28 protein-coding genes are annotated in these 25,560 nt (G+C 65.9%); 15 read left to right on the top strand and 13 right to left on the bottom strand.

The genetic code is table 11. The features are described 5' to 3' along the window. Positions 1 to 53: 53 nt before the first annotated feature. The 5 genes from API01S_RS01725 to API01S_RS01705 all read left to right on the top strand — a co-directional run bounded on the left by API01S_RS01725 (position 54) and on the right by API01S_RS01705 (position 3,143). The gene (locus API01S_RS01725) at positions 54 to 896 is read left to right on the top strand and encodes an amidohydrolase family protein (RefSeq protein ID WP_061302838.1); all 843 of its coding nucleotides are present in this window, start codon (positions 54 to 56) and stop codon (positions 894 to 896) included. Continuing rightward, positions 893 to 1,876 carry a tripartite tricarboxylate transporter substrate binding protein gene (locus tag API01S_RS01720; protein ID WP_061302836.1) on the top strand — a complete coding sequence of 328 codons (984 nt, stop codon included), beginning with the start codon at positions 893 to 895 and terminating at the stop codon, positions 1,874 to 1,876. Before API01S_RS01725 ends, API01S_RS01720 begins: the two co-directional genes overlap by 4 nt. A gap of 153 nt (positions 1,877 to 2,029) precedes the next feature. Beyond that, complete coding sequence (locus API01S_RS01715) at positions 2,030 to 2,413, top strand: RNA-binding S4 domain-containing protein (RefSeq protein ID WP_039884321.1); 384 nt, start codon at positions 2,030 to 2,032, stop codon at positions 2,411 to 2,413. Beyond that, positions 2,410 to 2,772 carry a translation initiation factor Sui1 gene (locus API01S_RS01710; RefSeq protein ID WP_006220412.1) on the top strand — a complete coding sequence of 121 codons (363 nt, stop codon included), beginning with the start codon at positions 2,410 to 2,412 and terminating at the stop codon, positions 2,770 to 2,772. Before API01S_RS01715 ends, API01S_RS01710 begins: the two co-directional genes overlap by 4 nt. Positions 2,773 to 2,789: 17 nt before the next feature. After that, a complete protein-coding gene (locus API01S_RS01705; protein WP_061302834.1) occupies positions 2,790 to 3,143 on the top strand; it encodes a DOPA 4,5-dioxygenase family protein in 354 nt (117 codons plus the stop codon). A 4-nt stretch (positions 3,144 to 3,147) separates the two neighbouring features. Here API01S_RS01705 and ppk2 read toward each other — a convergent pair whose 3' ends face one another. Beyond that, positions 3,148 to 4,176 carry a polyphosphate kinase 2 gene (ppk2, locus tag API01S_RS01700; protein ID WP_244976752.1) on the bottom strand — a complete coding sequence of 343 codons (1,029 nt, stop codon included), beginning with the start codon at positions 4,174 to 4,176 and terminating at the stop codon, positions 3,148 to 3,150. A gap of 691 nt (positions 4,177 to 4,867) precedes the next feature. On the opposite strand from ppk2, the gene API01S_RS01695 reads away from it, so the two are divergent. Further along, complete coding sequence (locus API01S_RS01695; RefSeq protein ID WP_322788513.1) at positions 4,868 to 5,248, top strand: hypothetical protein; 381 nt, start codon at positions 4,868 to 4,870, stop codon at positions 5,246 to 5,248. Between the two features lie 120 nt (positions 5,249 to 5,368). Then, complete coding sequence (locus API01S_RS01690; protein ID WP_061302828.1) at positions 5,369 to 6,184, top strand: hypothetical protein; 816 nt, start codon at positions 5,369 to 5,371, stop codon at positions 6,182 to 6,184. An 11-nt stretch (positions 6,185 to 6,195) separates the two neighbouring features. On the opposite strand, the gene API01S_RS29105 is transcribed toward API01S_RS01690, so the two are convergent. From API01S_RS29105 to API01S_RS01675, 4 genes are all read right to left on the bottom strand, one after another. Further along, complete coding sequence (locus API01S_RS29105; protein WP_156329929.1) at positions 6,196 to 6,372, bottom strand: hypothetical protein; 177 nt, start codon at positions 6,370 to 6,372, stop codon at positions 6,196 to 6,198. 157 nt (positions 6,373 to 6,529) lie between these two features. After that, a complete protein-coding gene (locus API01S_RS01685; protein ID WP_231689454.1) occupies positions 6,530 to 6,955 on the bottom strand; it encodes a CopD family protein in 426 nt (141 codons plus the stop codon). Between the two features lie 120 nt (positions 6,956 to 7,075). After that, positions 7,076 to 8,104 carry a DUF2242 domain-containing protein gene (locus API01S_RS01680; RefSeq protein WP_061302826.1) on the bottom strand — a complete coding sequence of 343 codons (1,029 nt, stop codon included), beginning with the start codon at positions 8,102 to 8,104 and terminating at the stop codon, positions 7,076 to 7,078. A 306-nt stretch (positions 8,105 to 8,410) separates the two neighbouring features. Then, positions 8,411 to 9,838 carry a spinster family MFS transporter gene (locus API01S_RS01675; RefSeq protein WP_061302824.1) on the bottom strand — a complete coding sequence of 476 codons (1,428 nt, stop codon included), beginning with the start codon at positions 9,836 to 9,838 and terminating at the stop codon, positions 8,411 to 8,413. 94 nt (positions 9,839 to 9,932) lie between these two features. On the opposite strand from API01S_RS01675, the gene API01S_RS01670 reads away from it, so the two are divergent. The 3 genes from API01S_RS01670 to API01S_RS01660 all read left to right on the top strand — a co-directional run bounded on the left by API01S_RS01670 (position 9,933) and on the right by API01S_RS01660 (position 13,121). After that, complete coding sequence (locus API01S_RS01670) at positions 9,933 to 10,916, top strand: AraC-like ligand-binding domain-containing protein (RefSeq protein WP_050730015.1); 984 nt, start codon at positions 9,933 to 9,935, stop codon at positions 10,914 to 10,916. A gap of 103 nt (positions 10,917 to 11,019) precedes the next feature. Beyond that, positions 11,020 to 12,117, top strand: coding sequence for an NAD/NADP-dependent octopine/nopaline dehydrogenase family protein (locus API01S_RS01665; protein ID WP_050730014.1), 1,098 nt, complete (start codon positions 11,020 to 11,022; stop codon positions 12,115 to 12,117). Further along, the gene (locus tag API01S_RS01660; RefSeq protein WP_050730013.1) at positions 12,111 to 13,121 is read left to right on the top strand and encodes a 3-hydroxybutyryl-CoA dehydrogenase; all 1,011 of its coding nucleotides are present in this window, start codon (positions 12,111 to 12,113) and stop codon (positions 13,119 to 13,121) included. The genes API01S_RS01665 and API01S_RS01660 overlap by 7 nt, the downstream gene beginning before the upstream one ends. Before the next feature lie 75 nt (positions 13,122 to 13,196). Here the strand turns inward: API01S_RS01660 and ampC are convergent, their stop codons facing one another. The 5 genes from ampC to API01S_RS01635 all read right to left on the bottom strand — a co-directional run bounded on the left by ampC (position 13,197) and on the right by API01S_RS01635 (position 19,098). Then, on the bottom strand, positions 13,197 to 14,402 hold the full coding sequence (gene ampC / locus API01S_RS01655) for a class C beta-lactamase (RefSeq protein WP_305790721.1): 1,206 nt from the start codon (positions 14,400 to 14,402) through the stop codon (positions 13,197 to 13,199). Between the two features lie 184 nt (positions 14,403 to 14,586). Beyond that, positions 14,587 to 15,144, bottom strand: coding sequence for a M23 family metallopeptidase (locus tag API01S_RS01650; RefSeq protein WP_061303798.1), 558 nt, complete (start codon positions 15,142 to 15,144; stop codon positions 14,587 to 14,589). A gap of 54 nt (positions 15,145 to 15,198) precedes the next feature. Next, positions 15,199 to 16,419 carry a lactonase family protein gene (locus API01S_RS01645; protein ID WP_084802372.1) on the bottom strand — a complete coding sequence of 407 codons (1,221 nt, stop codon included), beginning with the start codon at positions 16,417 to 16,419 and terminating at the stop codon, positions 15,199 to 15,201. Positions 16,420 to 16,450: 31 nt separating this feature from the next. Next, the gene (locus API01S_RS01640; protein ID WP_061302823.1) at positions 16,451 to 17,977 is read right to left on the bottom strand and encodes an FAD-dependent oxidoreductase; all 1,527 of its coding nucleotides are present in this window, start codon (positions 17,975 to 17,977) and stop codon (positions 16,451 to 16,453) included. 146 nt (positions 17,978 to 18,123) lie between these two features. Beyond that, positions 18,124 to 19,098 carry a GlxA family transcriptional regulator gene (locus API01S_RS01635; RefSeq protein ID WP_050730010.1) on the bottom strand — a complete coding sequence of 325 codons (975 nt, stop codon included), beginning with the start codon at positions 19,096 to 19,098 and terminating at the stop codon, positions 18,124 to 18,126. Positions 19,099 to 19,266: 168 nt separating this feature from the next. Between API01S_RS01635 and API01S_RS01630 the strand changes: the two genes are divergently transcribed. Then, on the top strand, positions 19,267 to 19,623 hold the full coding sequence (locus tag API01S_RS01630; RefSeq protein ID WP_061302821.1) for a DUF1428 domain-containing protein: 357 nt from the start codon (positions 19,267 to 19,269) through the stop codon (positions 19,621 to 19,623). A 104-nt stretch (positions 19,624 to 19,727) separates the two neighbouring features. Further along, positions 19,728 to 20,219, top strand: a complete 492-nt coding sequence (locus tag API01S_RS01625; protein ID WP_006220431.1) for a VOC family protein — start codon at positions 19,728 to 19,730, stop codon at positions 20,217 to 20,219. Positions 20,220 to 20,232: 13 nt separating this feature from the next. On the opposite strand, the gene API01S_RS01620 is transcribed toward API01S_RS01625, so the two are convergent. Both API01S_RS01620 and API01S_RS01615 read right to left on the bottom strand, forming a co-directional pair. Beyond that, on the bottom strand, positions 20,233 to 20,766 hold the full coding sequence (locus API01S_RS01620; RefSeq protein WP_061302819.1) for a DUF1993 domain-containing protein: 534 nt from the start codon (positions 20,764 to 20,766) through the stop codon (positions 20,233 to 20,235). Between the two features lie 173 nt (positions 20,767 to 20,939). Continuing rightward, entirely contained in the window at positions 20,940 to 22,025 is a 1,086-nt protein-coding gene (locus API01S_RS01615) for an extracellular catalytic domain type 1 short-chain-length polyhydroxyalkanoate depolymerase (RefSeq protein WP_006220434.1), read from the bottom strand. Positions 22,026 to 22,414: 389 nt separating this feature from the next. On the opposite strand from API01S_RS01615, the gene trhA reads away from it, so the two are divergent. Next, positions 22,415 to 23,059: a PAQR family membrane homeostasis protein TrhA gene (gene trhA, locus API01S_RS01610; protein WP_061302817.1), complete on the top strand. Its 645-nt coding sequence runs from the start codon at positions 22,415 to 22,417 to the stop codon at positions 23,057 to 23,059. An 18-nt stretch (positions 23,060 to 23,077) separates the two neighbouring features. On the opposite strand, the gene API01S_RS01605 is transcribed toward trhA, so the two are convergent. After that, positions 23,078 to 23,845, bottom strand: coding sequence for an AraC family transcriptional regulator (locus API01S_RS01605; protein WP_061302815.1), 768 nt, complete (start codon positions 23,843 to 23,845; stop codon positions 23,078 to 23,080). 109 nt (positions 23,846 to 23,954) lie between these two features. Here API01S_RS01605 and API01S_RS01600 point away from each other — a divergent pair, with 109 nt between their 5' ends. Together API01S_RS01600 and API01S_RS01595 are read left to right on the top strand one after the other, a co-directional pair. Next, the gene (locus API01S_RS01600; RefSeq protein WP_061302813.1) at positions 23,955 to 24,773 is read left to right on the top strand and encodes a sulfite exporter TauE/SafE family protein; all 819 of its coding nucleotides are present in this window, start codon (positions 23,955 to 23,957) and stop codon (positions 24,771 to 24,773) included. A 302-nt stretch (positions 24,774 to 25,075) separates the two neighbouring features. Next, positions 25,076 to 25,468: a DUF4168 domain-containing protein gene (locus API01S_RS01595; protein WP_050730004.1), complete on the top strand. Its 393-nt coding sequence runs from the start codon at positions 25,076 to 25,078 to the stop codon at positions 25,466 to 25,468. Positions 25,469 to 25,560 lie beyond the last annotated feature (92 nt).

The raw sequence follows: 25,560 nt of genomic DNA, 5'->3' as shown, positions 1-25,560 counted from the left end.
CCGGCTCATAGAACAGCGCGCGGTAACGCCCGCGCACAAGACAGGAGACCGCATTGCCCCCGCACCCTTCCGGCGTCGCCGTCGACACCCACGCGCACGTGTTCCGGCAGGACCTCGCGCTTGCCGACACGCGGCGCCACACCCCCGATTACGACGCCACGCTCACCGAGTATCTGACGCTGCTGGACGCGCATGGCATGAGCCACGGCGTGCTGGTGCAGCCCAGCTTCCTGGGCACCGACAACAGCCACCTCGTGCAAGCGTTGCGTGCCGCGCCGGATCGGCTGCGCGGCGTGGCCGTGGTGGACACTGCCATCAGCGATGCGCAATTGCAGACGCTGGCCGATGCCGGCGTGGTGGGCATCCGGCTCAATCTGATCGGCTTGCCCACGCCGCCCCTGCACGCGCCCGACTGGCAAGCCCTGCTCGCCCGCGTCGCGGCGCGGGGCTGGCATGTTGAAGTGCATGCGCAGGCCCAGCGGCTGCCCGAGATATTGCCGGCGCTGCTGGCGGCCGGCTGCCGCGTGGTGGTCGATCACTTCGGCCGGCCCGACCCCGCGCTGGGCGTGACGGATCCGGGCTTTGCCTACCTGCTGCAACAAGCGGACAGCGGGCAGGTCTGGGTGAAGCTGTCGGCTCCCTACCGCAACTGGCCGGCTGGCAAAGAAGACGACGCCGGCCGCCAGGCCGCTGCGCTGCTGGTGCGGGCGTACACCGCCCAGCGCCTGATGTGGGGCAGCGATTGGCCTCATACCGAACATCGGCACGTGGCGTCCTACACGGCGGCGACGCAGTGGCTGGACGCCTGGATCGACGATCCCACCGAACGGCGCTGCGTGCTCGCCGACACGCCGTTGCACCTATTCCAATTCCAAATCCAAGGAGACAAACCATGACCTCATTTATCAAGCGCCTGACGCGTTGCAGCGGCATGCTGGCCGCCGCCGGCCTGCTGGTGGGCGCGGCCGCCACGGCCCACGCCGCCTACCCGGAACGCCCCGTGACGCTGGTGGTGACCTATCCGCCTGGCGGCACCGTGGACGTCGTCGCCCGGCTGATCGGCCCGAAGCTGGCCGCCGAGCTGGGCCAGCCGGTCGTCATTGAAAACCGGGGCGGCGCCGGCGGCATGATCGGCGGCGCGATGGTGGCCAAGGCGCAGCCCGATGGCTACACGCTGATGCTGGACGCTTCCAACCACGCGCAGAATCCCGCGCTGCATTCCAAGATGCAGTTCGACACGCTGACCGCATTCGCGCCCGTCTCGCTATTGCTGCGCGTGCCCAACGTGCTGGTCGTCACGCCGTCCTATGAAGTGAAGTCGGTGGCGGACCTGATCAAGCTGGGCAAGGCAAAGGATCCGGTCTATTTCGCGTCGGCGGGCCCGGGCTCGGCCCAGCATCTGGCCGGCGAATTGTTCAACCTGCTGGCCAAGACGCACCTGCAACACGTGGCCTACAAAGGCGGCGGCCCGGCCATGATCGACGTGATGTCGGGGCAGGTCCCGGTCATGTTCGCCAGCATGGGCTCGGCCTGGCAGCACGTGAAGAACGGCAAGCTGCGCGCGGTGGCGGTCGGCGGGTTGGAGCGCTCCAAGACGGCGCCCGATCTGCCCACCATCGCGGAATCCGGCGTGCCGGGCTACGAGACGTATGAATGGAATGCGGTGTTCGCCCCCGCCGGCACGCCGCCGGCCATCGTGGACCAGGTGTCGCAAGCGCTGGCCAAGGTGCTGCGCGACCCTGCCATTGCCGAACAACTGGCGGGGATCGGCGCCGAAACGATCGGGTCGACGCCGGCCGAGCTGGACACGTTCCGTCGCGCCGAAATCGCCAAATGGCAGCGCGTGGTCAAAGAAGCGAATCTGAAACTGGATTGATGCGGGCGGGCCGATGGCTCGCCTGAGTCACCGCCCGAGTTCCCGCCTGAGTTCCCGCTGGATCTGAAGCGCCCCCAACGGGCGCTTTTTTTGCGCCCGCGCCCCGGCGCTATGATGGCGGCTTGGCAAGAGCACATCGCAGAGAACAGCAAGATGGACAGGATTCGACTCGACAAATGGTTATGGGCGGCGCGCTTTTACAAGACGCGCAGCCTGGCCGTGCAAGAGATCGGCAAAGGCCGTGTCTTCGTGAACGACCAGGCCGCCAAGCCGTCGCGCGAGGTCGCGGCCGGCGACCACATCACGATCCGCAAGGAAGATCCCGCGCTACAGGTGCGGGTCGTTGCGGTCAGCGGGGTGCGTGGCCCCGCGCCCGTGGCGCGCCTGCTGTATGAGGAAACGCCCGACAGCATCGCCGCGCGAGAACGCGCTGCGGAAATGCGACGTCTGGCGCCGGAGCCCGCCCTGGGCATCGAAACCGGCCGGCCCACCAAGCGCGACCGCCGCCTGATCGATCAGATGCGAGGCAAGTCATGAAGCGCGCATCGACGGGCGGACTCGTCTATTCCACGGAAAGCGGCCGCATGTGCCCGCAATGCCGCCAGCCGCTGGCGCAATGCCAATGCCAGTCCGCCACGCGGGCTGCCCCGACGGGCGACGGCGTGGCCCGCGTCTCGCGCGAGACCAAGGGCCGGGGCGGCAAGAGCGTGACGGTGGTGCGCGGCCTGGCATTGGATCCCATGGCGCTTGCCGTGCTGGGCAAGCAATTACGCACCGCTTGCGGCTCGGGCGGCACGGTCAAGGACGGGGTGATCGAAGTGCAAGGCGATCACTGCGAGCGCATCATCGACGCGCTGACAAGCAGCGGCCATCGCGCCAAGCGCGCGGGCGGCTGAACACCACAGAGACGAACATGAATGATCTGGCAGTAAGCGGCGTGGCCAGCTGGCACGCCCACGTGTACTTCGACGCGGCCAGCCGCGACGCCGCCTTCGCATTGCGCGAGCGCGTCGTGGCCCGGTTCGACGGCAAGATGGAAATGGGGCGCTTCCATGAGCGCCCCGTTGGCCCGCATCCGCAATGGAGCTATCAGATTGCGTTCGCCCCGGCGCAGTTTGCCGAGATCGCCACCTGGCTCACGCTGAACCACGGCGCGCTGGATGTTTTCATGCATCCGAACACCGGTGATTCACTGCGCGACCATCGTGATTGCGCAGTGTGGATCGGGCACAGCCACACGTTGAACCTGAAGGCGCTCGGGGCCTGAACGCCTATAGCGCGCGACCGACGATCAGCGGGTCCAGCGCCATGCCGGGTTCGGCGCTTTTGCCTTCGTATGGCAGGCGGGTCAGCACATAGCGCATGGCGTTCAGGCGCGCGCGCTTCTTGCAGTCCGACTTCACCACGATCCACGGCGCATCCGCCGTATCGGTATGCGCGAACATCGCTTCTTTGGCGCGCGTGTAGTCGTCCCACTTGTCCAGCGAGGCCAGGTCCACCGGACTCAGCTTCCATTGCTTGAGCGGATGCACCTTGCGTTGCAGGAACCGGCGGCGCTGTTCCTCTTGGCTGACCGAGAACCAGAACTTCACCAGATGAATGCCGCTGGACACCAGATGGCGTTCAAAGTCCGGCACCTGACGCAGGAAGTCCAGATATTCCTGCTGCGTGCAAAAGCCCATCACGCGCTCGACGCCAGCGCGGTTGTACCAGGAGCGATCGAACATCACGATCTCGCCGGCCGTGGGCAGATGCTGCACGTAGCGCTGGAAATACCACTGGCCCTTTTCCGTATCGGACGGTTTTTCCAACGCCACCACGCGCGCGCCACGAGGGTTCAGGTGTTCCATCATGCGCTTGATGGTGCCGCCCTTGCCCGCCGCGTCGCGCCCCTCGAACAGGATCACCACGCGCTGGCCGGTGGCCTTGACCCAGGCTTGCAGCTTCAGCAGTTCCACTTGCAGCTGGTACTTCTGCTTTTCGTAATTGCGACGCAGCATGCGGTTGCGGTAAGGATAAATGCCTTCGCGCCAGGCAGTGGCCAGTTCCTCGTCCGGATTGCGGCTGGCGGCGGGCGCCTGGGTGTTGGCCTCCACCAGCGCGCGATGCACCGCGCGCGCGTCGTCCGGCGACAACGCTTCAATGACCGAGCGCAACGCCTCGTGGGCCTGCGCCTGCGGCACCACGTTGTAGCGCCGCGCAATGTCGGCCAGCACCGAAACCGCTTCCTGGCGCGCGGCATCTTCACGCGCCAGCACCTTCTTGCGCGCCAGCACGGCACGCTCGGTGGGCGGGGTGATCGTTTGCGCAGACGAGGACGGCTGGGCCGAAGAACCAAAGGAGGGCTTGGCGGATTGCCCGCTCGCAGGATTGGCCGATTGCCCAGTCGAGGGCTGCGTGGATTGTCCGCTCGATGAGTTGGCGGACTGCCCGGTCGAGGACTTTGCGGATTGCCCGGCCGGGGGTTTCGCCGACCGCACTGCCGATCGCTTGGCCGCCCGCGCAGCAGAAGGTACGGCCGCCTGCCCCGAGGCAGATCCTGCCGACGGCGCGGCCGATGCGCCGGCCTCTGGCGCACGGCGGACGCGCGGTGGCCGGCCGGTGGCTACCGTGCGCTTGGCCGCCCCGGCCGATGCACCAGCGCGTTTGCGTGGCGTCGCGGCGACGTCTTGCGGGGAGGCTTCTTGCGGTGTCTTATCTGTCATAGCTCCTGTCCTTGCTGCGCTTGTCGTCTACCCCAGGCTGGCCGGCCCTCTCACGGGGCGCCCCTTCGGGCAAGGCGCAACCCTACCCGCTTTAGAGCGACACGGGATTGACGAGAATCAAAGGTTGTAACATTTATTACACACCCACGCGCCGCTACACTGCGTTCACCTCCCGTGGCTCCACGCGATCCGCCCTTTTCCAATTCCATTTTTCTATCTCATGTGGTCACGCCTCAAACGCTTCCTGTCCGGCCCGCCGCCTCCGGAAGACCCCTTTCGGCAATCCGTGAGCTTTGACGACGCCGGCTTCACGCGGCACTGCGAACTGGCGCGCGCCATCGGCGTGCAGCAGCATTGGGCCTGGGCCGACGTCCACGAATTCGGCTTTTCCTTCAGCCAGGCGATATACCCAGACCCCTGGCATGGCGACTACATGGAAAGCGCCTGGTATCTCTGGGTGCGCTGCGAGGACGACGACATGATGCGCGTGTTCCTGGACCACGAATTGCTGGATGTCGACGCCCTGCCCCCCGCCTTGCTGCGCAACCTGCCGGGGCTGGACCTCAGCGTGCTGCGCGCGGGGCTCGCCACCGCCCGGCGCGGCGACCGCCATTTCGAAGGTGCGGGCGAATGGGCCGCGTGGCGGCGCGATTCCGCCGCGTCATAGCGCGCGGTCAGAGCGGGTCGGCACGGCACTTGCGGCGGGCGACATCGACTGGAAAGGCGCGTTGACGCGTCCAGACCGGCTCGATACATTCAAGCCCGATGACCCCATTTTTGGTGCGCCATGACTCCGCAGCACGACACCCTTACGCTTTCCCGCCGCCTGCGCGCGCGTCTGGCCGGACGGCGGTGGTGGGTCGGGGCCGCGCTGGTGCTGCTGGCGCTGGGCGTGGCGGTGGGTGGGATCCGCATGCGCGAGCGCGCCGAGGAAAAAGTCGCCACCGCCGAGATCCGCAAAGTCGCCGACACGTTGAACCAGATGGTGACAGGCGGGGACGGCGTGCCCGAGAATCTGCCCTCGATCGACCCCACTCCCAAGGCGAAGGGTTTTTATGGCGAACTGGAACGCGCCATCAAAACGGTGGCCAGCGAGCGGGTCGCGCAGCACAAGGCCTATCTGAATGAACTCAAGGAAATCGGCATGCCCCGGCTGCTGGACGCCCATCGGCTGGCGCTGGACACGGGGCTGGTGGAAAGCCGCATGATGCTTGAGCTTGCCGAACGGCTGGTGCCCAAGTACCGCGACCAGAGCATTCAGGTGCTGAAAGACATGCCCGAGCTGATCCGCTCGCTGGCCATCCGCGAACCCGAGAAGCAAAAGATGATGGCCACCTTGACCTCGACGCTGGAACGGCGCAGCGACAGCCTGGGCAAGGTGTGGTCGCTGGAGACGAACATTCTTCAGGAATTTGGCCAGATGATCACGCTGTTGGACGACAACCGCCAATATTGGTACGCCGACCACGACGAACTGATGTTCGAGCGCGACGATGACCTGAAGCGCTTTTATCAGCACATGGCGGCGATCAACCGCATGGCCAACGAGCAGGAAAGCCTGGGCAAGCAGCAGTTGGCCAATTTGTTTTCGGCGTTGCCTTAGAGGCGCGCCCGTCAGCGCTGCGGCCGCTTCTCGTCGAAGAGGCCGGGGTCAGCGGGAAACTCCGGCCCATGGAACATCGCGGCGGCTTGCAGCATGGCGCACATGAGCGCCCGCAACCACCCGCCTTCGCGGGGCGTGGGGCTGCCGGAATCCAGGGGCAAATCGTGCCGGGGGGGTCGGATCGTCATGGTCGAATCGCCAGCGCGCGTGGCGCGTAAAAGCTTGTGCGGACTAGACGGACGATTCTAGGTACTCGCCTGGCTTTCCCCAACGACGACTTGGTTGAATCCTTATTACAGCGCTGTCTTCATGGTCGCGCGCGCGGGCCGCGCCACCTGAAGCGAATCAGAACGGCTTGACCAGCACCAGTGTCACGATGACCCCACAGGCAAGCACGGTGAACGGCGCGTATAGATCCACCATGGGCGGGCGCTTGAGCGAGCCCTGGGCCATGCGCCGCAGCGACGCGCTTTGGATGCCGAGCAAGGCGGACAGCGCCAGCGCGAACCCGACCTTGACCCAGATCCAGTTCATGGCGAACCAGCCGAACGTCATGGCCAGATGCAGCCCGATCAACCACGACACCAGCATCGCGGGCGTGGTCACCCAGAGGGTCCAACGGCGCAGCGCGCCTAGCATCTTGCGTTCTTTGGGCGCGTCCTCGCCCTCCTGCGGGGCCGACGTCAGCAGGAACAGCGAGACAAACAGAGAACCGGTAAGCCAGGCGACCACAGCGGCCACGTGGGCCATTTTCAGCAGTTGATAAGTCATGGCCGGCATTATCGCCGCATGCGGCGCGGGAAGAGGGTCGATGCGGGGAACGGCTGCAGCGGAGCCTGGACGGCGCGTGGTAGTGAAACGCCAGCGCAACCCTGCGCTGGCGTGCGCGCGTCAGCGGCCGGTGGCGGGCGTATCGGACGTCGTCGTCGCGGGGGATGTTGCCGGGCTGGCTGCGGAGGTGCTTGCCGAGGGAGCCGCCGAAGTCGTTGACGAGGTGGTCGCCGTAGAAGCTGCGGAAGTCGTTGACGAGGCAGTTGTCGAAGCAGATGCCGGAGTCGTTGCCGAGGCAGCGGCCGAAGTGCTTGCCGGTGGCGTCGTCGGCGCAGCAGAACCCGACGTAGCCGGCACGGCGGGCGTGGTGCCCGTTTCAGTATTCCCAGGCGTGGACGGCGGAGTCGGATGCGGGGTGTCGCCAGCGGGCTTGTCGGCACCCGAATTGACCGCCTTGTCCGGAACCGCGCCCGGCCCCGACGGGCCATTGGCCGCGGCGGGGTTCAGGGTGTCGGCGGGTGCGTCCGGCGAGACGACCGGGTCGGCAGGCGGCGCGGCCGGCTTGGCCTGCGAGCCGCGCGCGCGGCTGGGCGGGGGCACATGCGGCGTGGCGGCGGCTTCGGCATCGGGCAGGAAGCGCTGCAACAGCTGGAAAAAACCTTCGTAGAACTTGGGCCGCGAGACGGTCTGGCTGGCCGTTTTCACCAGCGAATCGTCGCTGGAGCCGAAAGGCATGGACACCTGGCCCAGCACGCTGACGCCCACGCTGGCCGAGCTGGTGGTGCGCTTGATCGAGTAGCGATCCTGCACGGCATTGGCGAACACGGTGGCCCGCTGGTTCGCGCTGCCGTCCGAGGCGCAATCGATATTGAAGTTGATCTGCGTATGCAGCCCGTCTTCGCCCTGGAAATTCTTGTGGCCCGACACGCGGGCGGGGTCGAATCGGTCGATGTTGTAGCCCTGACTCAGCAAGGCGCGCCGGCCTGCGTCGCAGGCGGTGGTGCTGGCGGTGGGAAAGGTGCGCGAGAACACGTCGTTCTGCGTGAAGTCTTCTCTTTCGAAAGCCGGCTTGGGGGAAGCGCATCCCGCAAGGATCGCCGTCAGGCAGACCAGCAGGGCAACGGGCAGACGACGGGTAACGCAGGGCATGAGGGGTCCAGCTTTTGGCGTAAAGCCGGCATTATCGGCCAGGAAGGGGGCCTCTGGCGAATGGCCCCTTGCTGCGGTGATAGGTTGAAACAGATTTAACGGGGCCGGGGCCAAGGTTTTGCTCTGGCCCCGTTTCGACAGGAACGCCGCCTTGTCAGGTCCGAGCAAGCCTGAGCTAGCCTAAGCAAGCCTCAGCGAGCCGGAGCAAACCCAAGCAAGCCTGAGCGAGCCCGAGCGAGCCTAAGCAATCCCGATCAAGTCCCGACAGCCCCCATCACGTCCACACCCCATGACGCCCGCGCCCCTTCACGCTCCGGCCCGGCCAGCACTGGGCACGCTGCCGCCATCCAAGCGCGCGGGCATGTTCTCGGCCGTATGCGCGGCGCCCCCCTGCCCCGCTTCCTCTTGCGCCAGGCTGCGCCGATAGCTGGCACAGCCGGCCGCCAGCAGCACGACGCACAACACGGTGGCCACCCCGATCAACAGCGACAGCGACTGCCCCACCGCCGCTGGCCGCTGGAACAGCCGGTCGGTCAGCAGCGCGACCGCCGTCGTGCCCAACCCCAAGCCGATCAGGTTGGAGATCAACAGGAACAAGGCCGACACCTGAGCGCGGATCTGGTTGGGCGGCAGGATCTGCATCGCCGCTGTGGACGTCGGCATCGGAAAGGACGCGAAGAACATTGCGGGCAGCAACAGGCCGACCGACGCCCACAAGCTGTCCACCTGCGTGAACGCCACGGCCGGCAACGCCATGCCTACCGCGCCGATCACGCCCGCGCGCAGCGGGGCATCGCGATGGCCACGTTTGGCTAGCCCGTCCATCAGCCAGCCACCGCAGAACACGCCAGCGGTATTGGCCACCAGCACCACTACGCCCAGCATGTAGCCGACATCCACCGGCGACATGCCGAACTTGCGCATGTAGAACGCCGGCGTCCAGCCCAGCAACGCAAACAGCACCATCGCGTAGAACGAAAATCCCAGGTAATGGCAGAAGAACGTACGGCGGTGGCGACCCAGGAAGCGAAAGGTATCGGCGACGCTGGGTTTGTGTGCATGGCCATCGGCGTTGCGGCGCAAGCCCAGCCGCTGCGGGTCGCGCACAGTCAGCAGGATCAGCAGCGCGACCAGCAGGCCCGGCAACCCCACGATGAAAAACGTGACCTGCCACGGCCGCATCGCGCCTATCCAGGGCACCACGACGCTGTCCACGCTCTTGAGCAGGTTGATGACATAACCGCCAATCAGGAACGCCATGCCGCCCCCGATGAACGAGCCGATCGAATAAATGCCTACCGCGCGGCCCAGCCTGTCGCGCGGAAACATGTCACTAAGCATGGAATAGGTGGCGGGCGACAACGCGGCCTCGCCCACGCCGACGCCGATGCGCGCCAGGAACATGTGCGCGAAGCTGCGCGACAGGCCGCAGGCGGCGGTGGCCAGACTCCAGAACGCCACGCCGATCGCGATGATCTTCGGGCGCGAATAGCGGTCGGCCAGCAAGGCGATGGGGATGCCCATGACCGCGTAGAAAAGCGAAAATGCCAAGCCGTGCAGCAAGCTGAACTGCGTGTCCGACAGTTGCAGATCGTGCTTGATCGGCTCGATCATCAGCGCCAGGATCTGTCTGTCGACGAAGGAAAGTATGTACGCTAGCATGCATATCACGACGACATACCACTCGTAGGCGTAGCTTCGTTTGGTCTCAGGCGGCAGCGTCGCGTCAGTCATGTTTTTCCCTTGTCGTTGTCCATCTTTTGTAGGTCTTTGCGCACCCGGGCTCTATACACCGCGCGCAACGACTGTTCCCACCGCGCAGGAAAGCATGTTCAACAACACCACTTTGCTGAACCGCCATTGCTTGCTGGACTCGGGCAACGCCGCCGAGGTCAAGGACCAGGTCAGCCAACACCTTTGGTCGCACCGCATGTGCGTGGCTCAGGGCAAACCCTTGCAGTCGCGGCTGTATGGCGTGTTCTTCGGCAATGCGGCGCTGTTCGACCTGCACTATGGCGCCGAAGTCGAGATAGACGCGGGCGACATCGCCAGCTACTACCTGATCCGCATCACGCTGCAAGGCTCGGGGCTGGTCACGCTGGGCAAGCGCAGCGCGGCCATGCAAGCCGGCAGCCTGACGATTTCCTCGCCCTCTGAACCCAGCGTCATCAGCATCGGCCGCGACTGCCGCAACCTGATCCTGCGGGTCGAGCGCCAGGCGCTGGAACATCAGTTGCAGCGCCTGCTGGACCGCCCCATCAAGCACGCGCTGGTGTTCGACCTGGAAGCGCCGCCCGACTCGCCGGGTCTGGCCGCCGTGCGCGAAACGCTGGATTATCTTTGCCGCCTGTACCAGCACCCTGCCACCGACGGGGTCACGCAGACACTGGCCGTGGGCTTTTCCGACTATCTGCTGGCATTGCTGCTGACCCAGTTGCCGCACAATTATTCCGACGCGCTGCGCGCGGACCACCGCCAGCCGCTGCCCCAGCACGTGCGCCGCGCACGCGACTACATCGAGAACCATGTCGATGAATCCCTGTCGCTGGCGGACCTGGCCGCGTACTGCGGCGTATCGGTGCGGACGCTGCAAAACGGCTTCACGCAGTTTCTCAAGCAAAGCCCCAGCGACTACGTGCGCAACGAGCGCCTGACGCGGGTGCATGCCGCGCTGGAAAAGGCCACGGCGGGCGATAGCGTGACCGACATTCTGCTGCGCCACGGCGTGACCAGCTTTGGCCATTTCGCCACCCATTACCGCAAGCGCTACGGCTGCCTGCCTTCCGAGACTTTGCGCCGGGCTCGCCCCTAGCGCTGCGCAATCCCTTGCCGGATCGGAATGACGCCTGCGCGTTTGGCGCAGTCCGCGCGCCGGGCGACCGCTAGGATCAAAGCTTCATTGAAGGAGCTTGATCATGCGAATCAGCGTACTGGGCGGCGGCCACGGCTGCTACGCGGCCGCGGCCGAACTTGCCGAAAACGGACATGAAGTCTACTGGTGGCGACGCGACGATGCCGCCTTTGATGGCTTGCGCGAGGCCGGTGCGCTGACTGTCACCGACTATCGCGGAACCCGAAAGGTGGCGTTGGGCGTAGGCCCCGGAAAACTGGCGTTGCGGCCCGCGCTGGAAGATGCCGTGGCCCACGCGCAGGTCCTCGTCGTTCCGCTGCCGTCAACCACCCACGACGCGTTGGCTCCGATGCTGGCGCCATTGTTGAAAGAGGGGCAGGTGGTGTTCCTGCCGCCCGGCACGTTCGGCAGCTACCTGTTTGCACGCGCGCAGCGGGACGCCGGCAACAACGCCCGCGTCGCCTACGCGGAAACCGGCACCCTGCCCTACCTGGCGCGCAAGCACGGCAACACGGTCGTCATCAGCGGCTACGCCACGCGCTTGCCCACAGGCGTGTTTCCTGCCCGGCTCTCGGACGACGCGCTGGCGCTGCTGGGCCAGGCCTACCCCAGCATCGAGCCCATCGAAGACGGCCTGTCCGGCGCGCTGATGAACGCCGGGCCGATCATCCATCCGCCGCTCATCATGATGAACGCCGGCCCGCTGGAGCACTTCGACAAGTGGGACATCCATAACGAAGGCACGCAGCAGTCGATCCGCCGCGTCACCGATGCGCTGGACGCCGAACGCATCGCCATCCGCGAGGCGCTTGGCTATGCCGCGCCGCACTTCCCGCTGGCCGACCACTACGCCAGCGAAGGCGACGAATGGATGTACGGGCGTGGCGCGCACGGCAAGCTGACCGACAGCGGCGATTGGCGCGAAACCATCGACCTGCACACGCATCGCTACATGCTGGAAGACACGCGCCTGGGCCTGTCCTTCCTGGTGTCCACAGGCCGTTGGGCGGGCGTCGCCACGCCGGTCGCCCAGGGCTTGCTGGCGGTCGCCAGCGCCATCACGGGCCGCGATCTCTACGCCGAGGGCCGCACGCTTGAACGGTTGGGACTGGACCGTCTGTCACGCGCCAGCATGGCGGAACTGCTGCAAGAAGGATGCTGAACATGGAAGACAGAATCTGCGTGATCGGCGCCGGCCGCATGGGTGAAGGCATCACCCTGTCCTACGTCCACGCCGGACGCGCCGTGACGCTGGTCGACATCAAGCCCAGAAGCGCGGCTGAACAGGCCGAACACCATGCCCGCGTGCTGGCCAACCTGCGGCGTGAACTGCACACCTTGAGCCAGCTGGGCCTGTTGGACGAGAAGCAAGCCGACACCGCCATGCAACGCGTGCGCCTGTGCGGGCGCGACGAGGCGGCGGCCGACCTGCAACGCGCGCGCATCGTCTTCGAAGCCGTGCCCGAGCGGCTGCAAGCCAAGCGCGACGCCTTCGCGTGGTTGGGCGAGGTCTGCGCGCCGGATGCCATCATCGCGTCGACCACATCGACCTTTCTCGTGACCGAGTTGGCGGAACTGGTGCAAGGCCCCCAGCGCTTCCTGAACGCGCACTGGCTCAACCCGGCGTTTCTGATCCCGCTGGTCGAAGTCAGCCGAGGGCCGCAGACCGATGACGCATCGGTCTCGGCATTGCTGGATGTGCTGCGACAGGCTGGCAAGACACCCGTGCAGTGCGCACCCACAGCTGGCTACATCGTGCCGCGCATCCAGGCACTGGCCATGAACGAGGCGGCGCGCATGGTCGAGGAAGGCGTCGCCAGCGCGGCAGACATCGACACGGCCGTGCGGCTGGGATTCGGCCTGCGCTTTTCCGTGCTGGGCCTGCTGGAATTCATCGACTGGGGCGGCGGCGACATCCTGTACTACGCGTCGCGCTACCTGAGCGACGAGATCGGCCCGCGCTTCGCATCGCCGGACATCATCGGCCGCAACATGGAACAAGGCCGCAACGGCCTGCGCGATGGCCAGGGCTTTTACGTCTACGCCGGCATGGACGTGGACGCATACAAGATGCAGCGGCTGGAACAGCTATGCCAGCGGCTGGAGGTGATGGGGATGTTGCCCCGCTTTGACGCGGCGCGCGGTGCGGGGGGTGCAGGGGGCTAAGTAGGCTCGGCGCCTCGCCCTCCAGCCGCTGATTGACGACCTGCAAGGAAACCCGCCGATGCGCGATGACGCCGCCTAGTGCGAGCCGGCTTCAAGAATGCGATACGCAAGGCGCACGCGCGCCTCGTTCGGAATATTCCGATTTGCCAGGATCACCACACCGATCTTACGGGCCGGCACGAACGCCACATACGCGCCGAAGCCGTTGGTCGAACCGGTCTTGTTGATCCACACATCGCCGCGCGGGGCCTGCGGCGGATTCAACGCCCTCGCCGGCTGGCTTTGGCTGTTCATCGTGCCCGCGTTGGCGGTCAGCAAGTCATCCAGCGTGACGGGATATGCCAGTTGCTCCCAGGCCAGATCCTGCGTCATGGGGCCGATTTCGTAATAGCCCACATGCGTGGCGGCAAGCGCCTGCGCCACCTCGGCATTGACGACGTTGGGCTTGCGGCCCGGCATGCGGGATTCACTGGCCACGCCCATGTTGGCGTCCACGAAGCGGATCAGATCGCTGGCGCTGGTCTTGATGCCGTAGGCTTCGGCCGCCAGCACCCCCGGGTTGACGCGCACCGGCGCATTTTGCTTGTTGTAGCCCTGCGCATAAGCGCTCATCTTGGCGGCCGGCACGTTGATGTACGTATTGGCAAGACCCAGCTTGGGCAACAGGGTCTGTTCCATCGCCTGCGCAAAGGGTTGCTCCAGGCTCTTGGCCGCCACCACGCCCAGCATGCCGATGCTGGGGTTGGCATAGGTACGGGTGGTGCCCGGAGCATAGCGCGGCGTCCATGCGGCAAGATACGCCATCAGCTGTGCGTCATCCTTCACGGCGTCGGGTACTTGCAGCGGAAAACCGCCGCCCGTATGCGTACCCAGATGAATCAGGTTCAGCTTGCCGAATTCCGTGCCTTTCAAGGCCGGAACGAATCGCGCGGGGCTGTCTTCAAGCGTCAGCTTGCCCAGCACCTGCGCGTAGGTGGCCAGCGTGGCGGTGAAGGTCTTGCTGATGGAGCCGACTTCGAACAGCGTGTCGGGGCCGACGGGCGCATGCGTTTGCAGCGACGCCACGCCATAGCTGCGGAACTCGTGCCGCCCCTCACGCGTCACGGCGATCGCCAGGCCGGCCACGTCATACTCGCGCATCAGTGCTTGCACTGCGTCATCGACATTGGCGCTGGGGGGGACGGGCTCGGCATTGTTGGACTGAGCCGACGCGGCGGATCGAACGCTATCGGCGACCAAGCCGCCCGCCTGAACGCCAGGCACGGCGAGCACTGAAAACATCGCGCCACCGGCAATAGCGGCCAAGGTTTGCAAAAGAGCGCGACGCGCTGCGTGAAAGCTCATTCCTGAATTCCTGAGTAGGGGTCCGCGCCGGCCCATCGGCGCACGCGACATAGTACTGACCCTGAATCAAATGCGACAGGAACTTAGATGAATTCTGCCCCGCCCGTCCAGCTCGCCAAGCTTATGAAGACGGTGTCGCCGGCCCCACCAGCAGCGCATAGGGGTTGATGGCACCCCCGTCGTAGATGCCGTAGTGCAGATGCGGTGGCGTGCCCTTCGCGTTGCCGGTATTGCCGACGTAGCCCAGCACGTCGCCCGGTGCGACCAGTTGCCCGCGTTCAATGTCGGCATAGGCGTCCAGGTGCGCGTAGTAATGCCGTTGGCGCCCGGGCCCCAGCACCCACACCACCTGCCCGCCCAGGTTATTCGTGCCGACCTGCATGACCACGCCTTCCGTTGTAGCCAGCACGGGGGTGCCGCGCGCGGCGAAGATATCGATGCCTTCGTGCCGCCGGCCGCCTGAGCGCGCCGCGCCCCAGGTGTCGGTCAGCCTTGATTTGGCGATGCCCTGTACGGGGACGGGCAATGAGGTAGGGGCTGGCTGCCAGGACAGCCGCGCCATGTGCCAGGGCGCGCGCGCGGCATCTGGCAGGCGGGGCCAGGCCCAGACCGCGAGTGCGATCAGGCCGCCAAGGATGACGATGCGCCGAATGAAGCGAACGATAGGGTTAGCAGTCATGCAGGGTTCGACGGCGGGCACGGGGATGGGTTCCTCTTCACTGCGCTGATGGATTTACACCAGCACCAGACATACCGGCGTGGGCGTCTGCGCCACAACCTCCATGCCGCCCAGGAGCCCGGTCGCGGCATCGATGCGCAGTCGCAGGATCGAATCACCCTTCTGGTTCAGCGCATAGAGGCTGCCGCCATCGGGCGACATCGTCATCGCGCGCGGAAAGCGCAGGCCTTCCGTCCAGTCTTGCACGCGTGACAACGCGCCGTCCGCGCCGATGCGGAAGACGGCGATGCAATCCGCCTGCGGGTGGTCGTTGTTGACGCGGCGGGTCGACGCATAAAGGAAGCGGCCTGACGGGTGCACGAGCAATGCCGCCGCATTGCCCACGCCGCTAAAGCCCGGTGGCGTGGCCGGCACGACGTGCCGCCGATCAAGCACGCGGCCCGCGCGGGTGTCGTAGCCGTAGCAGGCGATCGTGGCGTCAAGCTCGTTGACGACATAGAGCAGCGCGGCGTCGGGATGCAGCGCCAGATGGCGCGGCCCGCTGCCGGGCGGCAGTACCGTGCGGCCGGACAGCGACAGATTGCCATCCTTGAACGTGAACAGATTGATGCGGTCGCTGCCCAGGTCAGTGGCCAGCACGCGGTGGCCGGTGGGGTCGAACAGCACCATGTGCGGATGGGCGGATTGCTGTTCCGGGCGCGGGCCCGAACCGGTTTCCTTGACGATGCCCGAGACCTCGCCCAATGCGCCGTCGGCCTGGATGGGCAGCACGTTATAGGTGCCGCCCAGGTACTGCGCGGTGATCAGATGTTGGCCGTCGGGCGATACGGCCAGATGCGCGGGCGCGGTGCTGGACAGTGACAGCGCCTGACGGTTCAGCAGGCGCAGACTGCCATCGGCGGCGTCTATCGCGTAGGCTTCGGCCGTGCCCCGGGGCAGGCCTTGCCACTGTTCGATTTCATTGATGGCGTACAGAAAGCGCCGCGACGGATGCACGGCCAGGTAGGACGGATTTTCGCTTTCCATTACCTGGATCAAGCGCCACCCGCCTTGCGGACGCAAGGCGTAGACGTGTATGCCCAACGAGGGTGGCCCGCCGGCCGTGCCGCCCGGTGCGTCCCGCGTGTATGAACCGACATACGCAAAGCGAGCGCTGGCGGAACCGGAGGCGGTGGCCCCCATGGCCGACAGCCACGGCGCCGCCGCGCCGGCAGCCGACAGGCCGCCCGCGAACTGGATGAAGGATCTGCGCGGCGCGCTGGTCAGGGAGTTCATGGCGTGGTCCGGCAAAGCGAGAGGCGCGCCGTCATGGGCGCACCGACATCGCATGGTGAAAGACATTGTTCGGATCGTAGCGGCGCTTGACCTCTTGCAGGAAAGGATAAAGCTCGCCATCGCCGTAGTACAGCCGTGGCCAGAAGGGATACGCCAGCATGTCGCAGTCGGGGTAGTTGATGTAGCAGCCCTGGTAGCGGCTGCCGGGGTACGGCGTGCCCGCATGTTCGGACGCCCCCGCGCGGCTGGCGGGATCGGTATAGACGTCGCGGTAGAAGTCTGCGATCCAGCCCGTGTGGGCGGCGTCGTGGTCGGCATGCGTCCAGTAGGTTTGGTATTGCAGCTTCATGATGGATTCGCGCTGGTGCACGGCGGTGTCGCGCAGGCGATCCGGCTGGTTGATGGCGCCCCCGTAGGAATCCACCTGCAACAGCGATTGGCGCAGGTCGGCCCCCGGCACGTCGCGCGCCAGATGCGCGTGGATACGCGCCGCCTCGTGCGCGGTGAAGTTGTGCTTCATGTAGGCCGACTTGTATTTGCCGCGCTGGTTAGGCCCTGAACCGTTCAGCGTCTGCGTGGCGGTCAGCCAATCGTGGCGGATGACGGTGTGGGGCTCGCTGCAAAGCAGGTCGCCGCCTGCGCGCGGACGCGGCAGCCCGGGCGTGGTGGCGCGCGCCGCCACGGGTGCGCAGGGGCGGAAGCGGTCCAGGAAATCGTGCAGTGGCGTCAGGTCCTGGCAGGTGCCGTCGGGGTTGCAGAACTGCACGATCATGACGATCTGCCCTGCGGAGCGATGCGTCAGCTTGAGCAGCGAAAACATGCCCCAGGTATCGGCTTGCGTACCGCGTGTGGCCCAATAGTTGCCGTAGATATCCAGCAGCTGCGCAAAGCGGTTCGGCGTCATGGCCGACCAATCGAAGGCGACGGTGGCGAGGGCCACTTCGCGCGGGGCTCGCGGCAATGAGGCAAACCCATAGCTGGTGATGACGCCGAAGTTTCCGCCGCCGGCGCCGCGACAGGCGCGAAACAGGTCGGCGTCGTGCGTGGCGTCGACGGTGCGTGGCACGACGGCGCCGCTGGCGTCCACGGTGAGAATGTCGACAGCACTTAACCAGTCGCATGCCAGCCCTTGCAGACGCGACAACAGGCCGTAGCCGCCGCCGCTGATGTGGCCGCCCGCCGCCACCGAATAGCAGGACCCGCCGGGCAATGACACGCCGTGGCGCTTGTACAAGTCCAGATCGCCGTTCCAGTTCTGCGACCCGGCGGCCACGCGCAGCAGACCGTCGCGAGACGGCACTCGTTCAAGCAGGCTGAGATCGAGGATGACGCCACCGGGGTTGTTCGATACGAAGTCTTCGTAGCAATGGCCGCCGCTGCGTATCGTGGGCCGCTTTCCCTGCGCGACGATACGCGCAAGCGCCGCCGCCGCTTGCTCGGGCGTATCGCACAATTCGATGCGCGACGCCGCAAGAGCCGGCCGCGTAGGCCATCGTAAGTTGAAGCCCTTTTTCAAGGTCTCGTAGCGCGGATCGCCCGGCGTCACGCTGATGCTCATCTTGACTGGCCCTCCTGGCCTGGGGTCAGGCCGTGACGCATCAAGGATAGGCCGCTGGCTTCGCAATAGCTGTAGTAGAAATCTTATTTTCGCGGCGCATTCTGCTAGGGGTTTTGATGATTGTTCTGATCCCCCCGAAGCGCCCGCTATTGATAGCGATCGCGGTAGCCCACGGGCGACATGCCGCAGTGCTTGCTGAAGATGTCGCGAAACGCCTTGGTGTCGTTGTAGCCCACCTCGTACATCACCTGGGCCACGCTCTTGCGCGAACTTTCCAACCGCTTCTTGGCCGCTTCCACCCGCACCCGCTGCAAGTACTGCACGATGCTGTTCCCGGTGGCCTGGCGAAAGCGCCGTTCCAGCGTGCGCCGGCCCAAGGCGTGGCGCTCGGCCAGCGCTTCGACGGTGATCTTTTCCGTGTAGCAGCGTTCGATGTAGCTTTGCACCGCGCGCACCACGTCGTCGGCGTGCGCCTTCTGACCCATGAACACCGAAAACGGCAATTGGCTTTGCCGGCTCCAATCCAGTTGAAAGTATTTGGCGCACCAGATGGCGGTGTCGCGGTCGGTATATTTTTCGATCAGGTGCAGCACCAGGTGCGCCGCCGAAAACGCGCCGCCGCTGGTGTAGACGCCGTTCTCGGCCATGACCACGCGGTCGCTGATCCAGCGGACGTTGGGGAACAGCGTGGCGTACAGATTCTGCGCCACCCAGTGCACGACGGCCTGCTGCCCATCCAGCACGCCGCCGGCCGCGAGCAGCGCCGCGCCCATGCACAGGCTGGCCACCTCGCCACCGCTGCGGTAGTGCCGCGATAACCAGTCGATCAGTTCGCGATTGGACAGCACCACGTCGGACACCGTGCCCAGCAAGGGCGGTGCGATGCAGATGTCGATATGCGGCGCGTCGGCCAGCACCAGATCGGCCTGCACCTTGATGCGCCCGTCGTCCAGGCTGACTTCGCGAGTCAGCGCCAGGGTGCGCACCTGGAATTGCGGCTCGCGGCCCTGCGCCGCCAGGTAGTCGTTGGCGACGAGGAAGCCGTGGCGCGCGGTTTCCAGGGAGGCAATATTGGCCCCCGTCGGCAGTAGGAAGGCGACGTTTTTCATGGCGTTAAGCATACGCTCGGGCGCTGTCGCAATCCACCCGCAAAAATGTCGCAATCCCCTATCTGAATGCGCGTCCGATCCCGATAAAGTGGGGGCTGCCGGCCTGCGTGCCGGGCGTGGGCAGCGCGACCAGCGGGCGCGCCACCCACGACACAACAACAGCAACCAAAGGAGTATGCGATGCAAGAATACGTTGATGGTTTCGTGCTGCCGGTGCCCCGGGCAAACGTACTGGCGTACCAGAAGATGGCGGAAAGCGCCAAGGCCGTCTGGCTGGAACATGGCGCGCTGGACTACCGCGAATGCGTGGCGGATGACCTGGGCACGGAAACCTTCCGGTCGTTTTCGGAAGCGGCCGGCGCCAAGGAAGACGAAACCGTGGTCTTCGCGTGGATCGTGTACGCGAACAAGGCCGAACGCGACCGGATCAACGCGCTGGTCATGGCCGACCCGCGCCTGGCCAACGTGAGCTGCGAAAACGTGTTCGATTTCAAGCGCATGTCCTGGGGCGGCTTCTCGACCCTGGTCGCAAAATAAAAAATGCGGGGCGTGTCGATTTCGGCACCCCCCGTTCGTCGTATAGGCAGGGACCGGGCCAGGCTCCGTCCCCACTGTTCCCTCAACGATTCTGGAGACGCATCATGGCTACGCCCGCCACCAAGCCCATTCCCGACGGCATGCACACGCTGACCGCGCACATTGTTTGCGAGGGCGCGTCCGACGCCATCGCCTTCTACAAAAAAGCCTTTGGCGCGGAGGAGCTCGCCCGCCTTCCCGGGCCGGACGGCAAGGTCATGCATGCGGCCATCCGCATCGGCGATTCGGTGCTGATGCTGATGGACGACTTTCCGCAATGGGGCAGCCTGGGGCCGAAGGGGCTCAAGGGTTCACCCGTAACCCTGCACCTGTACGTCAAGGACGCGGACGCGTCGATGAAGCAGGCAGTCGATGCGGGCGCCACCGTGGCGATGCCCGTGGCGGACATGTTCTGGGGCGACCGCTATGGCCAGGTGATCGATCCGTTCGGCCACCGCTGGTCGATCGCCACGCACCAGTTCGATTACACGCCCGAGGAAATCCAGCAGAACATGGCGAAGATGGGCGAGGCGTCAGGCTGCGGCAACGCCGACTGACGCCTCTCGGCCGTCAAGCTTGGCTTTTCCCGTCCTGGGGCGTGTACGGCCCCAGGAAGTCGAGCTTGCCGATCTTCACGCCCGCGTGGCGCAGGATGTCGTAAGCGGTCGTCACGTGGAAATAGAAGTTGGGCAGCGCGAAGCTCAACAGGTAGGTATCGCCCCGGAATTCCGGTTTGAAGTCGCCGAAGTTGACGACGATCTGGCGGTCTTCTGCGCCTTCCAGCTGCTCGGCCGTCACGCTTTGCAGGTAGGCGATGGTGTCGGCGATGCGCTGCTGCAATTGCGCCAGCGTGGTCTCATCGTCGGGAAACTTGGGGGCCTGCCCCTGCGACAAGCGCTGAACGGCAAATTTGGCGCTATCGCTGGCGCGCTGAATCTGGCCGGACAAGGGGTACATGTCGGGCGCCACGCGCGCGTTGACGAGTTCGGCGGGATCCATACCCGCGGCCTGGGCGTGGGCCTCTGCCTTGTCGAGCAAGGCGGCCAGCACGGTCATGCCGCGGATGAAGACAGGCACGGACGCCTGATAGACGGAAAGGCTCATGGCGCAGATTCCAGTGTTCGGAGAGGCCGGCATCCGCGTTCAAAACAACGCGGGCACGGAATCCATCGATCTTACTGCCGCGCCGGCCCGTAGCCCCTAATTGCCGGGCCGACATATCCATTCCCGATTGACGAACAATCCCGCCAAAATCCCACCGCCAACATCGCCCGGCATCACTGCCCCGGCGCGCCCGTGCGCCGCAGGCCCTGGAAGAAGCGCCACACCAGCGCCGAAGCGTCCGGGCCGTTGTGCGCGTGATATTTCACCGACGGGTCGCCGCCGCTCCAGGCATGTTCCAGCCGCGTGATTTCGCATAGCCGCAGCACGGTCTTGCGTCCCCGGATCAGGTCCACGCGGCGATAGGCTTTCTCGGTGCCCAGCCCCAGCACGCGCTCGACGGGCACGTCTTCGGGGCGTGTGGGATTCAAGGCGCGAAACTGCTCGAACAACTGTTTGGCGTTGCGCGGCGCGACGGCCGGATCCAATTGGCCCTGGAGTATCAACGCCGGCATGCCCAGATCGAAGACGGCGGGGTCCGCCACGCCTTCGATCAGCGGCAGCAAGGGCTTGAGTGAACCGCGGCGCATGGTGCCGATGCCAGCGGCGGCGCTGTGTGCATCGCCCACGACCGGCCCCGAGTGCATGGCCACGGCGGCGATCAGCGAAGGATGCCGCAGGGCCACCAGTGCGGCCATGCCCGCCCCCGCCGACAGCCCCGCGACGTAAACGCGTTCGGGGTCCAGCCCATGCCGGGCCACTTCCGAGCGGATCAGCGCCGCGATCAGATCGGCCTCGGCGCCGCCATGTGCATCGTCGGGTTGGAACCAGCGCCAGCAGCGCTGCACCTGACGTGTCATGGACTGCTGCGGATACAGCACCATGAAGCCGCCTGCATCCGCCCACTGGTTCATGCGCGTGCCGCGCGCGAAGGACAATGAGGTCTGGCGGCAGCCGTGCAGCATGACCACCAGCGGCATGCCGGCTGGTGTGGCGCCTGCTGGCGTATAGCGCGCGTAGGTCAGCTGGCGTCCCTTGCCATCGGAAAATTGACGGGTGCCTTCCCACCGGCCCGTGCCCAACGATGCGGCGGCTGCCGCGCGCGGCGTGGCGGCTGCCGGGCTGGGCTTGGCGGCGGCCTTGCGCGCGGCCGTGGCGCGCTTTTTGGCGGGCTTGGGCGTGGCCAGGCGCAGCGCCGTGCGCTGTAGCTTGCTGATTTTCTTCGCGGCTTTGAAAAACAGATTGGTGAAACTGCGCGCCATTGGTAGGCCTCGGCCAGTAAACCTGCTTGAACCTCCCGGCCCGGCCGGGGCCGTCTGTCTGCAATGGCGAACAAGACGCCAGCGCGACGGCGATGGTCAGGACGGTAAGGATATCCGTTGCGCATTGCGCGACTGCGCGAGCGCGGGGCGAGCCCAGAAAAAAGAACAGGATTCCTCCGCTGCGAGCGGTCGGAAAGCCGCAGGAAATGTATCACAGAGTAACCACCCCTCCCACCCTTTTTGCGCGCGCGCAAGCCTGACCCTTGCCTCAGATCAATTCGCATCCATGACGGGCTGCCTATCCATTGAACCCGCAGCCCAAAGCGCTTATGGTGGGCAACTTGCATTCCTTATGTCCCCAGCTTCCCCCGCATCAACAAGACCCTCCCATGTTTCCCAATGACCGACCCCAGACCCTGGGCGAAGAAATCGCCAACACCATCAGCCACGGCATCGGTGCGATAGGCGCCCTGGTCAGCGCGCCCATCCTCATCGTGGCCGCCGTACGTCAAGGCGACGCGGCATTCATCGCGGCCGCGACGGTTTTCGCGGCATCGATGTGCATGCTGTATCTGGCCTCCACGATCTATCACGCCCTGCCCCGGTGCCGCGCCAAGCAGATCTTCAACGTGCTGGACCACTCCGCCATCTACCTGCTGATCGCCGGCACCTATACGCCGTTTGCCCTGGGCGCGCTGCGCGGCCCCTGGGGCTGGACGCTATTCGGCCTGGTCTGGGCCATGGCCTTGCTGGGCGTGGGCCTGAAAGCCAGCAAGCGCCTGAACCGACCGGCGCTGTCCACCGGGCTGTACCTGGCGATGGGGTGGCTGGTGGTGATCGCCATCAAGCCGCTGATCGACAGCGTGCCCAGCGGCGGGCTCGCATGGCTGGTGGCGGGCGGTCTGGCGTATACCGGTGGCGTGGTGTTCTTCGTGTTCGACAACCGCTGGCGCTACAGCCACTTCATCTGGCATCTGTTCGTGCTGGCCGGCACGGTCTGCCACTTCTTCGCGGTGCTCTGGTACGCGGCCTGAGCCCCGGCGCGCCGGTCTTCAGCGCTGGCGCAGATAGTCCGTGGGCGAGCGGCCCAGCACACGGCGAAACATCGTTGAGAACGCAGCCGGGCTTTGGTAGCCGAAGTCCAGCGCAATGGCGGTGACCGAGCCGCCGGCCGCCAGCCGCGCCAGCGCCAGCACCACGCAAGCGCGCTGGCGCCATTGCGAAAACGCCATCCCCATCTGCTGCCGGAAATAACGGCTGAACGTGCGCGGGCTCATGTGCAGCCGGACTGCCCAGGCCTCGGGCGGGATACGCGCATCGGGCGCGGCGATGAAGGCGCGGCAAAGCGGCGCCAGCTTCTTGTCGCGCGCCAGCGGAATGTGCAGGGGCAGCACCGGCGCGCATTCGATTTCATGCAACAGCAATTGCGCCAACGCGCCGTCGCGTCCGTCGCGGGCATAGGCGGCGGGCATATCCACGGCCTCAAGCAGAAGCTGCCGCAACAGCGGCGATATCTCGATCACCTCGCAAGCGTCGACCCCGGCGCGCGCGATGTCCGGTTCGACGTACGCGCTGCGCGTGCTGACGTCCAGCATGCGTACCTGATGCGTCACCCCGGCCGGTATCCACACGGCATGCTGCGGCGGCACGACCCAATTGCCATCGCGCGTGGCCACCTGCATGACGCCTGTCGCGCCATACAACAGCTGCGCGCGCCGATGCGCGTGCGCGGGCAGCTCGTGACCCGGCGGGTAGTCGTTGCCGATGGCGACTACCTCGCGGTCCAGGTGGTCATAGCGGTCGATATGGGTATTGCGCAAGGGAGATCGTAAGGCGGTTGGCTGAAACGCAAACATTATTGACCAAAGCGCGAACGCCGGCCATCGAGGCGCCCCGTATCGTCATGGCTACCCTTTTTTCGGATCTTCCATGACGCTTTATCTGATATTGGCTTTCTTCGGCTGCCTCTGCGGCGTTACCACCGTGTTGTTCGGCTTTGGCGGCGGCTTCGTCGTGGTGCCGGTGCTGTATGGCGTGCTGACCGCCACGCACGGCGCGGCAGACCCCATCGGCGCGTCGGCCATGCACATCGCGGTGGCGACATCGACCAGCGTGATGGTGGTCAGCGCCCTCGCCGCCACCCGCAAGCAGTTGCGCGCCGGCAATATCCTGCGCGCCTATGTGTGGCCGCTGGCGGCAACCATCGGCGTGGGCGCGCTTGCCGGTGCGCTGGCCGCCACGCACGCCAGCGGCGCGCTGGTGCGCTGGGCCTTCATCGCGTATCTCGCGGTCACCATCCAGGACTGCCTGCTGCGCCAGGGCTTCCTGGCGCGATCCGATGATGGCGAGGCCACTGCCTTGCGGCCCGCCGTGCTGGTCGGCGGCGGCGTGGCGATTGGCGCCATCGCCACGTTCCTGGGCGTGGGCGGCAGCGTGATGACGGTGCCCTTGCTACGCCGGCGCGGACTGCCCATGGCCAAGGCGGCCGCCATGGCGAATCCGCTGACGATACCCGTGGCGGTCGTGGGCACGGCGGCCTACCTGGCGGCGGCGCGCGATCTGCCCGCTCCGCTTGCGCCCTGGATCATCGGCTACGTCGACCTGTACGCCTTCGCCGTGCTGGCCCTGGGCGCGCTGCTGGGCATCCGCCTGGCGGCGCCGCTGATCCCGCGCATCGCCGACGGCCTGCATGCGCGCATCTACATCGCGCTGCTGGCGCTCGTGATGCTGGCGATGCTGCTCATGTAAGGGCGCGCTGCTGGCGCTGGCAATGCGGGCCACGCTGCGCATGTAAGGGCGCGCTGCTCGCGCTGCTAATGCTGGCCATATCGCGCATGCAAGCGCGCGACGCGCACACCTGCGGAAACATCGCGGCCAGCAGCGACTACGAAACCACGCAAAACGTTTCCGCGCCGCCCCCAGGGGCCGCCCTCCTGACGAACCGCGCGCACTCGTGTCCTGCCGACACAGGAAAACACATCGCGAAACTTGTCCCATGGCCGTTGCGGTCGTCATCATGGTCGGACACTTAACCGGAACACGGAGGTTTCATGCAGCGTTCCAAATACGCATTCCTATCCGCCGCCATCCTGACGACGGCGCTGTCCGGTGCATCGGCCATGGCGCAAAATGCCAGCCAGCCGCCGGCCCAACCGCAGATGGCCCCTGCGATCACCCAGCCCACGGATCAGCAGTTGCAGCGTTTCGCTTCCGCATCGCAGAAGGTGTCCGGCGTGGTTGACGAATACCGTCCCAAGGTCGAGGCCGCGAAAACGGACGACGCCAAGCAGAAGGTGGTCCGCGAGGCTGACGAAAAGATGGTCAAGCTGGTTCGCGCCGACGGCCTGTCGGTCGAAGAATTCAACGGGATTGGCCAGGCCGTGCAACAGAACCCGCAGCTCAAGCAGAAGGTGATGAGCATGAGCCAGGGCGCGCCCAAGTAGGCCAAGACAAGCAGGGCAAGGCTGGACCGGGGATTGTCCGGCCTGCGCCACGCGTTCTTTGGGCGCGTGGCGCTTTTCTTTGCGTGCTCGCC

It is taken from the genome of Achromobacter piechaudii NBRC 102461 (assembly GCF_001571245.1).
Taxonomy (GTDB): domain Bacteria; phylum Pseudomonadota; class Gammaproteobacteria; order Burkholderiales; family Burkholderiaceae_B; genus Achromobacter; species Achromobacter piechaudii.
Note: the sequence above shows the minus strand (reverse complement) of the source record. Positions and strands in the feature narration are given on the sequence as shown.

Bases quoted from the DNA above. Each gene is read 5' to 3' on its own strand.
- API01S_RS01720 (WP_061302836.1), top strand. From the start codon at position 893: ATGACCTCATTTATCAAGCGCCTGACGCGTTGCAGCGGCATGCTGGCC.
- API01S_RS01715 (WP_039884321.1), top strand. From the start codon at position 2,030: ATGGACAGGATTCGACTCGACAAATGGTTATGGGCGGCGCGCTTTTAC.
- API01S_RS01710 (WP_006220412.1), top strand. From the start codon at position 2,410: ATGAAGCGCGCATCGACGGGCGGACTCGTCTATTCCACGGAAAGCGGC.
- API01S_RS01705 (WP_061302834.1), top strand. From the start codon at position 2,790: ATGAATGATCTGGCAGTAAGCGGCGTGGCCAGCTGGCACGCCCACGTG.
- API01S_RS01690 (WP_061302828.1), top strand. From the start codon at position 5,369: ATGACTCCGCAGCACGACACCCTTACGCTTTCCCGCCGCCTGCGCGCG.
- API01S_RS29105 (WP_156329929.1), bottom strand. From the start codon at position 6,372: ATGACGATCCGACCCCCCCGGCACGATTTGCCCCTGGATTCCGGCAGC.
- API01S_RS01685 (WP_231689454.1), bottom strand. From the start codon at position 6,955: ATGACTTATCAACTGCTGAAAATGGCCCACGTGGCCGCTGTGGTCGCC.
- API01S_RS01680 (WP_061302826.1), bottom strand. From the start codon at position 8,104: ATGCCCTGCGTTACCCGTCGTCTGCCCGTTGCCCTGCTGGTCTGCCTG.
- API01S_RS01675 (WP_061302824.1), bottom strand. From the start codon at position 9,838: ATGACTGACGCGACGCTGCCGCCTGAGACCAAACGAAGCTACGCCTAC.
- API01S_RS01670 (WP_050730015.1), top strand. From the start codon at position 9,933: ATGTTCAACAACACCACTTTGCTGAACCGCCATTGCTTGCTGGACTCG.
- API01S_RS01665 (WP_050730014.1), top strand. From the start codon at position 11,020: ATGCGAATCAGCGTACTGGGCGGCGGCCACGGCTGCTACGCGGCCGCG.
- API01S_RS01660 (WP_050730013.1), top strand. From the start codon at position 12,111: ATGCTGAACATGGAAGACAGAATCTGCGTGATCGGCGCCGGCCGCATG.
- ampC (WP_305790721.1), bottom strand. From the start codon at position 14,402: ATGTTTTCAGTGCTCGCCGTGCCTGGCGTTCAGGCGGGCGGCTTGGTC.
- API01S_RS01650 (WP_061303798.1), bottom strand. From the start codon at position 15,144: ATGACTGCTAACCCTATCGTTCGCTTCATTCGGCGCATCGTCATCCTT.
- API01S_RS01645 (WP_084802372.1), bottom strand. From the start codon at position 16,419: ATGAACTCCCTGACCAGCGCGCCGCGCAGATCCTTCATCCAGTTCGCG.
- API01S_RS01640 (WP_061302823.1), bottom strand. From the start codon at position 17,977: ATGAGCATCAGCGTGACGCCGGGCGATCCGCGCTACGAGACCTTGAAA.
- API01S_RS01635 (WP_050730010.1), bottom strand. From the start codon at position 19,098: ATGCTTAACGCCATGAAAAACGTCGCCTTCCTACTGCCGACGGGGGCC.
- API01S_RS01630 (WP_061302821.1), top strand. From the start codon at position 19,267: ATGCAAGAATACGTTGATGGTTTCGTGCTGCCGGTGCCCCGGGCAAAC.
- API01S_RS01625 (WP_006220431.1), top strand. From the start codon at position 19,728: ATGGCTACGCCCGCCACCAAGCCCATTCCCGACGGCATGCACACGCTG.
- API01S_RS01620 (WP_061302819.1), bottom strand. From the start codon at position 20,766: ATGAGCCTTTCCGTCTATCAGGCGTCCGTGCCTGTCTTCATCCGCGGC.
- API01S_RS01615 (WP_006220434.1), bottom strand. From the start codon at position 22,025: ATGGCGCGCAGTTTCACCAATCTGTTTTTCAAAGCCGCGAAGAAAATC.
- trhA (WP_061302817.1), top strand. From the start codon at position 22,415: ATGTTTCCCAATGACCGACCCCAGACCCTGGGCGAAGAAATCGCCAAC.
- API01S_RS01600 (WP_061302813.1), top strand. From the start codon at position 23,955: ATGACGCTTTATCTGATATTGGCTTTCTTCGGCTGCCTCTGCGGCGTT.
- API01S_RS01595 (WP_050730004.1), top strand. From the start codon at position 25,076: ATGCAGCGTTCCAAATACGCATTCCTATCCGCCGCCATCCTGACGACG.